General features: G+C 70.4%; 3 protein-coding genes. 2 read left to right on the top strand and 1 reads right to left on the bottom strand.

Annotated elements, in window-relative coordinates; genetic code table 11:
• Positions 1 to 82 precede the first annotated feature (82 nt).
• Positions 83 to 784 carry a transposase family protein gene (locus RB628_RS40435; protein ID WP_318325634.1) on the top strand — a complete coding sequence of 234 codons (702 nt, stop codon included), beginning with the start codon at positions 83 to 85 and terminating at the stop codon, positions 782 to 784.
• Here RB628_RS40435 and RB628_RS40430 read toward each other — a convergent pair.
• A complete protein-coding gene (locus RB628_RS40430) occupies positions 779 to 1069 on the bottom strand; it encodes a tyrosine-type recombinase/integrase (protein ID WP_412180804.1) in 291 nt (96 codons plus the stop codon). The two genes, RB628_RS40435 and RB628_RS40430, sit on opposite strands and share 6 nt — an antisense overlap.
• 137 nt (positions 1070 to 1206) lie before the next feature.
• Between RB628_RS40430 and RB628_RS40425 the strand changes: the two genes are divergently transcribed.
• Entirely contained in the window at positions 1207 to 1641 is a 435-nt protein-coding gene (locus RB628_RS40425) for a winged helix-turn-helix domain-containing protein (RefSeq protein WP_318325633.1), read from the top strand.
• Positions 1642 to 1830: the final 189 nt, after the last annotated feature.

The following is a 1830-nucleotide window of genomic DNA, read 5'->3' as shown; positions in this document are numbered from 1 at the left end:
CTGGCGACAACCCGAGCAGAACCGATCACAACCTCAAGATCTGAGGCTGTAGTACAAGTCGCCGTCCCACAACGGAGCTTCGATGTGCCGTCAGTCTGCCACCGTCTGTCTGGTCAAGTCGCCCACCCGTCAGCACCGTGCGATCGGCCCGTTGGCCGAGCGGCTGCGGGCACTGGCCGATCCGCGGTGCCGGCGTGGGAAGCGTCACCCCTTCGTGGCAGTACTGCTGATCGCCTGCTCCGCCGTGGTGACCGGGGCGAGGAGTTTCGTGGCGATCAGCGAGTGGGCGGCCGAGGCCCCGCAGGACGTCCTGGCCCGGCTCGGTGCCTGCACCGCAATCGCCCTGGCCGTGCGCATCCCACCCAGCGGCGCGACGGTCCGCCGGGTCATCAAGGACACCTGTCCCGGCGGCCTGGCAGACCTCCTCGGACACGACCCGGCAGGCACCGACACCCTCGCGGTCGACGGCAAGAGCGCCCGCGGCTCGCGCCTGGGCGCCACCCCGGCCGCGCACCTGCTCGCCGCGATGACCGGCACCGAGATGACCGTCACCCAGCTCAGGGTCCCCGGGAAGACGAACGAGATCACGTGCTTCGCCGCCCTCCTGGACCCCTATGACCTGCAAGGAGTCACCGTGACCGGCGATGCCTTATGCCGACGTCGGCATAAGGCGTCTTATGAAGACCTGCGGGTTATGCCGACCTGCTGTCTGGTGGCCGTGCTGGCAGCGGCGTCCCTCGGACAGCAGGTCGGCATAGTCATAGTGCTTCGAGGAACGCTATGACGGTGTCGGATGGGCGGTAGCGGCCCGGTGTGGTGTCCAGCGGCGCGGTGCGGGCGAGGGCCTGTTCCTTGAGAGCAAGGTCGGCGTGTAGATCTGGGTGGTGGCGACGCTCTCGTGGCCCAGCCAGAGAGCGATGACGGTGCTGTCGACGCCGGCCGTGAGGAGGCGCATCGCTGCGGTGTGCCGTAGAACGTGAGGCGAGATCTTCTTCTCGAGCAGAGTCGGCTCCGCGCGGGCGGTGGCGGCGTGTTTGACCAACCGCCGCTCCAGGGCGTCCCGGCTCATCGCGGTGCCGTATCGGCTGGGGAAAGCGCATCCCTCCTGATTCCTTTCTTGTGGGGTGGTGGGACGCGGGTAGTGTGGGGCCGGTTTCCCGGTTTGGACGGGCCGGATGTCGCTGGTAGAGGGCGTGGAAAGCGGGGGTGGCCGGCGTGGTGGGGCGGCGCGGGCGGAGACCGGCGGGCAGCGGGGTGCGGCTGACGTTCGAGGTGATCGCCGAGAGCCTGCGCGAGCGGATCCGCTCGGGCGGGTTGCGGCCGGGGGATGCGTTGCCGACGCAGGCCGTGTTGATGCGGGAGTTCGGGGCGTCGAGCCTGACCGTGCAGAAGGCCATGGTTCTGCTGAAGCAGGAGGGGTGGGCGGTCTCCCGCCCCGGCAAGGGCGCCTTCGTCGCCCACCAAGACCACGTCGCCGGGGCCGATGACCTCGACGGTCCGGAGGCGACCGCACCCGTCGGCGGGACGACGGCCCGCGTCGAGGCGTTGGAGCTGGCGCTGGCCGAGGCCGTTCAGCAGATTGCCGACCTTCGTGGCCGCGTCGAGGCACTGGAGTCGGGTGGCGGCGAGCGGGGCCGCTGACCCGCCGTGCCGGGACGCTGGTTAGGGCGGTGCGTTCAGATTTTCTCTACGAGGTTCAAGGCGGGCCCCGCCCGCCGGAGCTCGCCGTCGTCGCCGACAAGCCTGCCGCTTGGCTCGGAAGGTCGGCGGCGCCACAGGCGGCGAGCCGCACCGGCAGCCGGGGCATGACCCAGGGCTGCGGGAGCGGCA

Source organism: Streptomyces sp. ADMS (assembly GCF_033441795.1).
GTDB lineage: Bacteria > Actinomycetota > Actinomycetes > Streptomycetales > Streptomycetaceae > Streptomyces.
Note: the sequence above shows the minus strand (reverse complement) of the source record. Positions and strands in the feature narration are given on the sequence as shown.

Excerpts from the sequence above, each read along its gene's own strand:
- RB628_RS40435 (WP_318325634.1), top strand. The coding sequence starts at position 83 with ATGTGCCGTCAGTCTGCCACCGTCTGTCTGGTCAAGTCGCCCACCCGT.
- RB628_RS40430 (WP_412180804.1), bottom strand. The coding sequence starts at position 1,069 with ATGAGCCGGGACGCCCTGGAGCGGCGGTTGGTCAAACACGCCGCCACC.